The sequence below is a fragment of the Candidatus Aminicenantes bacterium genome, assembly GCA_011049425.1.
Classification (GTDB): Bacteria; Acidobacteriota; Aminicenantia; order UBA2199; family UBA2199; genus UBA876.
On record DSBM01000021.1, the window covers coordinates 1 to 9,158 of the forward strand.

The 9,158-nt window shown below is 55.8% G+C and carries 5 protein-coding genes, 1 other RNA gene and 1 pseudogene; 4 read left to right on the plus strand and 3 right to left on the minus strand.

The features are described from left to right. Positions 1-260 precede the first annotated feature (260 nt). Complete coding sequence (gene folE, locus ENN40_01565; GenBank protein HDP94030.1) at positions 261-821, minus strand: GTP cyclohydrolase I FolE; 561 nt, start codon at positions 819-821, stop codon at positions 261-263. A gap of 202 nt (positions 822-1,023) precedes the next feature. Between folE and ENN40_01570 the strand changes: the two genes are divergently transcribed. The 3 genes from ENN40_01570 to nadB are packed head-to-tail and all read left to right on the plus strand — an operon-like array spanning position 1,024 to position 5,652. Continuing rightward, complete coding sequence (locus ENN40_01570; protein HDP94031.1) at positions 1,024-3,198, plus strand: S9 family peptidase; 2,175 nt, start codon at positions 1,024-1,026, stop codon at positions 3,196-3,198. After that, entirely contained in the window at positions 3,195-4,073 is an 879-nt protein-coding gene (gene nadC / locus ENN40_01575; GenBank protein HDP94032.1) for a carboxylating nicotinate-nucleotide diphosphorylase, read from the plus strand. Before ENN40_01570 ends, nadC begins: the two co-directional genes overlap by 4 nt. Before the next feature lies 1 nt (position 4,074). Then, positions 4,075-5,652 (plus strand): L-aspartate oxidase, encoded by a 1,578-nt coding sequence (gene nadB, locus ENN40_01580; GenBank protein ID HDP94033.1) that lies wholly within the window; start codon positions 4,075-4,077, stop codon positions 5,650-5,652. Between the two features lie 515 nt (positions 5,653-6,167). Here nadB and rnpB read toward each other — a convergent pair. Continuing rightward, positions 6,168-6,533, minus strand: an RNA gene (gene rnpB, locus ENN40_01585) — RNase P RNA component class A. Between the two features lie 17 nt (positions 6,534-6,550). Further along, positions 6,551-7,897 (minus strand): annotated as a pseudogene (locus ENN40_01590) (sigma-54-dependent Fis family transcriptional regulator). 18 nt (positions 7,898-7,915) lie between these two features. Between ENN40_01590 and ENN40_01595 the strand changes: the two are divergent. Continuing rightward, on the plus strand, positions 7,916-9,019 hold the full coding sequence (locus tag ENN40_01595) for a hypothetical protein (GenBank protein HDP94034.1): 1,104 nt from the start codon (positions 7,916-7,918) through the stop codon (positions 9,017-9,019). Positions 9,020-9,158: the final 139 nt, after the last annotated feature.

Here is a 9,158-nt window from a genome sequence, read left to right on the forward strand (position 1 = left end):
GCGTTCGCTTATGCTTTATGCCCTGCGGGTATGTATGCCCTCTGGGTACTCATCACAACAATTTCTCGCTCATCATCTATGCGGATTTACCCACACGAAACGTAATAGAACCAAAAGTTGAAGAGTTGAAAGGCTGCAGTACCCTTTCGGGCACAAAAGGGAAGAAGTAGAAAATGGGGCGGTTCGCGAACCGCCCGTGCACTATTATCTGCCGCCTGTTTCCTGGTTGCCTGTCACCTATCGCAACACTTATCCAGGAATCAAACCGGGTTCATGACCAGGGAGATGGCTTCCTGTCGGGTGGTGGCGTTCTTGAATACACCGCGCACCGCCGAGGTGATGGTTTTGGATCCCGGTTTCTTGGCGCCGCGCATGGTCATGCACAAGTGCTCCGCCTGGATCACCACCATCACCCCCATGGGATCGAGCGCCTCCACCAGGCAATCAGCAATCTGCTTGGTCAGGCGTTCCTGGATCTGCAGGCGTCGCGCCAGGGTGTCGACAAGCCCGGCAATGGTGTTGAGTCCCATAATCCGCCCTTTGTCCGGGATGTAAACCACGCTGGCGGTTCCTGAAAAAGGCAGAAGATGGTGTTCGCACATGGAGTGAATGGGGATGTGTTTGAGCATCACCATTTCATTGTGTTTTTCTTCGCTCAACAACTTGGAGAAATGACCGGGATCCTGGTGGGTACCGGCCAATACTTCACTAAACATCTCCGCCACACGGCGTGGGGTATGTTGCAATCGCACTGAGTCCGGGTCCTCGCCGATTCCCTGGAGGATCAAGCGAACTCCTTCGCCGATCACCGCGGCATCCATGGTTTTGGGTTTCATCTCAACTCCTGGGTGCGGGCATGCCGCATGCTCCGTTTATACCGCATCGCGGGCTTAACCGTCAAGGTCATTCGCTTGGCGCCACGGGCTTTGCGTTGACAGTGCGTGCGGGATTGCCGTAAGATAAAAAGATGAATGTCGCGCTAAGCGTTCCCTGCCTGAATTCCGGGAACCCTGAGGAGAACAAGTGAAAATATTTGGCAATGTGCTTGCGCTGTTGTGTGTATTTGCAATCGGAATGGGTGCTGCCGACAAAGACAAGCTGTCCTTTCAGCAGGCAGTGGTGGAGAATGGTCGGGGATTGTTGAAACCGCTGCCCCGGGTGATAAGCTGGTTAAACAACAGCCATTACCTGGAAATGCGGGAAACAAAAGTGATGTCCATAAACGCCCGCAGCGGTAAATCCACGTTGTTTTTCAACATCAAAGACCATTCCGAACTGGCCAAACACCAGCTCACTTTAATGAACGCCTTGGACTGGACCGCGGATCGCGGCACGGCCTGTTTCCTGAAAGACGGAAAGTTGCTTATCTACCGCATGGCGACGCGAGAGCTACTCTCTCCGGAAGTGGGCGAAAAGATCCGCACACCGCGCTTTTCCCCCGATGGCGAAGCTGTCGCTTTTACTCGTGACAACGATCTATATGTGTATTATCTGGATTCCGCCAGCATCCAACGCATAACCATAGACGGCAGCGAAACCATTCTAAACGGTTACGCCTCCTGGGTCTATTACGAGGAGATCCTGGGCCGGCGTGGCCGGTACCGCGCGTTCTGGTGGGGCCCGCGTTCACAGCGCATCGCTTTCCTGCGTTTCGACCAGTCTAAAGTGCCCGTGTTTTCCATTACGCGTTCGGACGGCGTGTACCCGGAACTGGAACGGCAGTATTACCCCAAACCGGGGTTTCCCAACCCGGAAGCACGCCTGGGCGTGGCGGACCTGGCCAACGGCACAATCAACTGGTTGGCTGTTCCGCATCAAGGCGAACACTACGTGGCCCATCCGCGCTGGTCCAAAGACGGAAACGCCCTCTATTATCAGTGGATGAACCGGGGGCAGGATCAACTGAAATTGTTGCGCTGGCGAGGCCCGGATGCGGAACCGCAGGAAATCTTTTCTCACAATCGTTCCACGTGGGTGGAGTTCCTGGAGGAGCCGGACCTGGCGATCCTGAACAAAGGCGCCTTGGTGATCCGCTGCGCGCGAGGCGACTGGGCACACCTGTTTTATGTCTCACCCCGCGGGCAGGTCCGGCAGTTGACCCGGGGCAACTGGGCTGTACGCGCCATCCACCATGTGGACGAGAAACGCCGGGAAATCTTTTTTTCCGCCGCACACCGGGATAGTGCCCAGTCCCATGGTTACCGGATCTCCCTGTCGGGAGAAAACATGCGCTGCCTGACGCCCGGGCCGGGCTGGCACAGTCTGACTACGGCCCCGGACGGACGCCTCTTCCTGGATCGGCACTCAGCGCTTGATCGTCCCGATAAACTGGATTTGCGAGATTTCCAGGGGAAACTGGTGCGCGCGATCGGCGATTCCGACTCCGCAAATGTGGCCAGGTTGAAGCTGGACCGCATGCAATTGCTGCGTGTTCCCGCCGGCGAAGGCTTTGAATTGCCCATGCTGTTGCTGTTGCCGCCGGATTTCAGTGCGGAAAAATCCTATCCGGTTATCTTGAAGGTGTACGGCGGACCCGGCGCCATGTCGGTACGCAACGCCTTTCCCGGCAGCCGGGGGATGAGCGGTTTTTTCCTGGCCCAGATGGGGATCGTGGTCGTTGCCGCGGACCATCGCGGCGCTGGGCATCACGGCAAAGTGGGAATGGATCAAATGCACCGACGCCTGGGTCACTGGGAAATTCACGATACCACCAAGGTGGTGGAATTCCTTACATCCAAACCCTGGGTCGATGCCGAACGCATCGGCATCAGCGGCGGCAGTTACGGCGGTTACGTAACCGCCCTGGCCCTGGCAAGTGCTCCGGAAGTGTTCCATTTCGGTATCGCCAGTTTCTCTGTGACGGATTGGAAGCTCTATGATTCGGTGTACACCGAGCGCTACATGGATACGCCTGAAGAGAACCCGGATGGATATAAAAAGGCTTCGGTGCTGGAGTACATCGACAACTATCGTGGCGGCCTGCGCCTGGTTCACGGCACCCTGGACGACAATGTGCATATGCAGAATTCGCTCCAACTTCTAAACATTTTGCAGGATGCCGGAAAACCCGTTGAATTTATGGCGTTTCCGGGAGAACGGCATGGTTTCCGCGGTCCCAAACAGCTGTTTGACTCTCGCTGCAGCATTGATTTCTGGAGTCGCATGTTTTTTTGCCGACCCTGGTCCGAGGCGGAATGAATCCCATCGGCAAAGGCGTTGATCAGAGTAAAGAAAGAGCGGGTGTGGAGAATATCGTCGGCCTGGCCTTGAACGAAGACCAGGTGAATCGGGACGTAACCACGCTGTCACTCTGTGCATTTGATGCTCCCGTGCGGGCCGAGGTGGTGGCCAAGGCCGCAGGCGTACTGTCCGGGACGCCGGCGTTCCGGGAAACGTTCCGCCAGGTGGATACGCGGGTAAGCATCGAGTCCCGCCGTCATGACGGCGATCCGCTGAGTCCGGGCGATGTGGTCCTGGAGTTGTTTGGATCCGAAGGCGCCATTCTGCGGGGCGAACGCACGGCCCTCAATTTCCTGCAACGACTCAGCGGCGTGGCCACCATGACCCGCTGTTTTGTCGAGCGCCTGTCCGGTACCGGGGTCACATTGCTGGACACGCGCAAGACCACGCCCGGTATGCGCCTGTTGGAAAAGCGGGCTGTGCGTGATGGCGGTGGTTTCAATCACCGCCTGCACCTGGCGGACATGGCCATGATAAAGGACAACCATATCCGCATGGTTGGATCCATTACCCTGGCGGTGGAGGCGGTGCGCCGTCACCACCCGGATGTGGCGGTTGAAGTGGAAACCCAGGATCTGGATCAGTTCCGCGAAGCCCTGGAGTTACCGGTGGATCTGATTATGTTGGACAACTTCACTGACGAAATGGTGAAACGGGCCGTGGCGTTGAACCAGGGCCGCCGGCGCCTGGAATTATCCGGTAACGTTACCTTGGACAACATTGCACAGCGCGTGATTCCGGGGATAAGTTTTATATCCGTGGGCGCCCTGACCCATTCTTACCGGTCCCTGGACCTCAGCCTGGAGATTCGTCCGCAGGGAGAAAAAAAATAAAATGAACGAGACTCTGCAAACTGATGTGTTGATCATCGGCAACGGCATTGCCGGCGGAACCGCGGCCCTGGAGCTGGCGCGACTGGGAGTTTCTTGCCTGGTGATCAGCAAGGGAGCGGATGAATCCGCCACCAACACCTGGTTGGCCCAGGGGGGAATCGCCGCGCTCAGTGAAGAAGAATCCCCGGATGTGTTTAAGCAGGACATCATCCGCAGCGGGGACGGCATCAACCATCCTCCCGCCGTGGACCAGGTTGTATCCCGGTCCCGGGAACTGGTGGAACGCATCCTGATCAGCAAATTAAAGGTGCCGTTTTCCAAGAAAAACGGAAATTTCGACCTGGCGCGGGAAGGGGCCCATTCCACCCGCCGGGTGTTGAACGTTAAAGACATGACCGGTCGGGTCATCCAGCAGCATCTGGTTCGGGCCGTGCGCCGGGAAGCCAAGATCAACATGCTGTACCGGCATCAGGCCATTGACCTGCTAACCTATCCGCACCATTCCACCAATCCCGCAAGGCAATACGACGAGCCCCGGGTGGTGGGCGCGTATGTGCTGAACCTCGATTCCGGAAGAGTATGGCGCGTTTTCGCGCGGCATGTGATTTTGGCCACCGGCGGCTTGTCCAGCATTTTTCTGCATTCAACCAATCCCACGTCCGCGGTGGGAAACGGCATTGCCCTGGCCCAACGCACGGGGGCGCGCCTGGCCAACCTTGAATATGTGCAGTTCCATCCGACTTCCCTGTATCAGAAAGGGGAAGAAGAGCCTTTCCTGATTTCCGAGGCGGTTCGTGGTGAAGGCGCCAAATTGGTCAACCGCAAGGGGGACTTCTTTATGGGCCGCTACTCGGACCAGGCGGACCTTGCCCCCAGGGACGAAGTCTCACGGGCCATTTACGAAGAGATGATCCGCCACGGAGACGACTACGTGCTGCTCGACCTGGCTTCTTTTGCGAAAATCAACATTGAGGAACGTTTCCCCACCATTACCGAGCATTGTCTTAACCAGGGGCTGGACATCACCGCGCGGCCGATACCCGTGGTTCCGGCGGCGCATTACAGTTGCGGTGGTGTCCTGGTTGACTTACGGGGGCGGTCCAGCCTCGAGGGATTGTACGCGGTGGGAGAGGTTTCCTGCACCGGGGTGCACGGCGCCAATCGCCTGGCATCGGTATCATTGCTGGAGGGCCTGGTCTGGGGCGCCCGGGCGGCGGAAGATATCGCAAAACGCCAAAAAGAGCGGGTGGAAGCGGGGCTTGCCGAAGAGATACCGCCGTGGCGTTACCCCCCACAGGAAGATGAACCGGATCCGGCCCTGATCTGGCAGGACATGGTTACCATCCGCTACACCATGTGGAATTACGCCGGCATCATCCGTACGAACCGGCGCCTGGACCGTGCCCGCTCAGACCTGGACTACCTGCGCCACCGCATTCTCAAGTTTTACCAGAAGGTCGCGGTCACTCCGGCCATTATCGATTTGCGCGACAGTGTACAAACCTCACTTCTGGTTGTCGAGGCTGCGCGGCACAACCAGGTGAGCCGGGGCGCCCATTTTATGGCGTCGAACCCATGATTCTCTATCATCACAGAAAAACTCTTAATCAATGACGGAAACCATCCTGTCGCGATTAACAGAAATGGGAGATCCTGAAAGGGCCGCCATTGCCGATCAATACCGCGCCAAACCATTGAAAAAGTTGAAAAGTTGGGCTCTCTTCCATTTTGTGTGGGCTTGGGGGTTATACTTATTTGAAAAAATGATAAGGCTGCATGAGAGTACCCTTTCGGGCACAAAGAGTAAAAAGGCAAAGCCCGGTGATAGCACGAGGGAGTCATAGTGATGAAGAAACCGGCCAGGCAGTTCAGACTTGCCTGACCGAACTGTGATGAAGCGCCTGTCAGCGCTGTGATGGGTTTTCATCACAAGCACTCATAAGTTCTCATCACCAGGACCTCAAGATCTTCATCACAAATTCTCCCGAGTTCACATCACAGGAAAAGAAGGTGACCAGAGCACTAAGTTGAAAGTGAAAAGTCGGTCTCCTGCCACCTGTCACCTTCTTTTCAACTCTTCAACTCTGGGTGAACGTGCGAAGGCGGCCTGTAAGCCGGATTCTGTCGAGGAGAACCATTTATCTGGCCACGTCGTTGCCGGCGCGCTCAAGCGGCCAACCCGAGGATTCGGCCGGGACAGCCTCAAACACCCTCCATTTGGCCTTGCTCCGGATGGGGTTTGCCTCAGTCCCGGGCGTCACCGCCCGGGACGGTGAGCTCTTACCTCACCTTTTCACCGTTACCCGCGGGGCGGGCAGTCTATTCTCTGTGGCACTTTCCGTATCCGCCGCCTGTGCGGCGGAGCGTTCCCGTTAGGAACCATCCTTCCCTGCGGAGTCCGGACTTTCCTCCTTCCGGGAATGCGGGGCATTTCCGGAAGGCGGTTCTCCAGCCGCCTTCGCTCCGTTCGGTGACATTATATCAAATTGTTCCATCTTCTTATAGAGGTTGCTGCGGGGAATGCCGATTTCCCGCGCCGTCCGCGAGATATTGTGGTCGAATTGTTCCAGTTTCTCTTCCAAAAAACGCTTTTCCGTAAAATGTTTAAAGTCCTTCCATTCGTTGAAGTCGCCAAAAGAGATTTCGGCTTTCTCTGGAACGGCACGCATCTCTTCCGGCAAATCACGCATGGTGATGGTGCGGGATTCGGTCATGATGAGCAGGCGTTCAACCAGGTTTCGCAATTCCCGTACGTTGCCCTTCCAGGCGTAGTGGCAAAAAGCCTCGATAACCGCGGGATCAAAACGCCGCTTGCGGTAGTTGTTTTCCTCAGTAAAAAAGCTGACGAAATGATCCACCAGCAGCGGGATGTCTTCTACTCTTTCACGCAAAGCGGGAGAGTAAACCGGCACCACATTGAGGCGAAAAAAGAGGTCTTCGCGGAAATCACCATCCCGGATTTTCTGCTTCAGGTCCTGGTTGGTGGCGGCGATCACCCGTACGTCGACTTTCTTGATCTCGGCACTACCCACCCGTTGGACCTCTCCTTCTTCGAGTACACGCAGCACTTTGGCCTGGGCCTTGAGGCTGAGGTCACCGATTTCATCCAGAAAAATGGTTGCGCGGTGGGCGATTTCGAATTTTCCCGGTTTTTTCTCATAAGCCCCGGTAAAGGAACCCTTCTCATGCCCGAAGAGTTCGCTTTCGATGAGTTCCTCGGGAATGGCGGCGCAGTTTACCTGAACAAAAGGGCGTTTGCTACGCTGAGAGCGGTGATGCAGGCGCCGGGCGATCAACTCTTTCCCAGTACCGCTCTCCCCGGTAATCAACGCGGTGGATTGGGTGCGCGCCACCTTGTCGATGACCTGTTTGAGCTTTTCCATCACCGCTGACCGGCCCACGAGTTCATGCTTGCGCTCCTGGATGGTACGCAAACTGACGTTCTCACGCATTAAGGCGGCTTTTTCAGCGGCATTGCGTACCGTAAGCACGAGCTTTTCTCTGGAGATGGGTTTTTCCAGGAAATCAAAAGCCCCCATGCGTGAGGCTCCCATGGCCTCCTCAATTCCGGAATGGCCGGAAATCATAATCACTTCTGTCAGGGGTTCCAGTTGTTTTATGGTCTGAAGCACCTGGAGGCCGTCGAACCCGGGCATCTTAACATCCAGCAACACGATGTCCGGACGGCTTTGCTTGAATAATTCCAGACCGTCGATTCCGGAAGCGGCCGTCTCTACGGGGTAATCTTCGTAGGAAAGCACCATGCGGATCGATTCCAGTATGTTTTTTTCATCATCGATTACGAGGATCTTGGCTTTTTCCATGTCTTTTTTATATAGCAGATGCGCACAGGGAAAACAATCTCCCGGCCGGTGGTTGTGTTGACAAGATGGTGGTATCGGCTACAATGGGGCCAGGAGGGCGAATCGATGCGGCGCTGCGTGGTGTTGGTGATCATGATGGGGTGCCTGTTGGGGAAAGGCTGGGCTGCCGCAGAGTTTAATGTGCGCGGTCTGGCCCAGGCCTGGTTGTCTTATGTGGACATGACCAATCAATACGGTTATGAGTTGGGGTTCAATGTAAACCGCGTACGCATCAATCCCTACGGCGGCTTCGGTGACCGTTTCCAGTGGGGGGTGGAGGTCGGTTGGGATGAAAACATTACCCGCCTCCTGGATGCCTGGCTGAGCTATCGCGTCAACGACGCCATCGCCTTGAGGATCGGACAGTTCGCCGTTCCCGGAGCCCGTTCCGGGGGTCTTACATGGTCGGGGGACCTGGATTTCATTGAGCGTGCAGCGGTTACGTCCAAATGGGGCGATTACAATCGCCTGCTGAATTATCGCGCCGTCGGCGTGCAGGTCGAGGGAAAGATGATGAAGGACCGGGTACAATATACACTGATGCTTGCCAACCCCAGGACATTGCAGGTGTTTTCTCCCTCAATCAAAGACCCATTCCCAATCAACACCAGCAATTACGGATTCTGTGCATGGGGAAATTTGAGGGTGATGCCGGTCGACGGCCTGGATTTCGGGGCATTCTATGGGTACGCAAGTGAGGACGATACGGGTGCCAAACGCTCTTCTTACGGGGCCCATCTCTATTTTGTCTTTCCGCCGTGGAAAGCAAAGTTGGAGTACATAGCCGGCGAGAACGAATTTTCTTCGGGCACCACTCCCTATGACGGCGTGTATGCCGTGCTGGGATATACCCTGGGGCGAGTCGAACTTCTGGTGCGCTATGGATTCTACGCTCCCATTGCCGATAGTGTGAACAAGGATGGGGTAAAAAAGTTCAACAATACCACTCTGGGCGTAAACTACAGGGCCAATGAACATGTCAAACTTCAGGCCAATTACGTCATCCGTGATGAGATTATGGCTGAAGGCTTCAGCGACTATCGCAACAACATCTTCTATTTCAGTTGTCAGTATACTTTTTAGAGTTGAAACGTTGGGTTCTATTACGTTTTGTGTGGGTAAATCCGCATAGATGATGGGCGAGAAATTGTTGTGATGAGTACCCAGAGGGCATACATACCCGCAGGGCATAAAGCATAAGCGAACGCAAACGGCAGGTTCC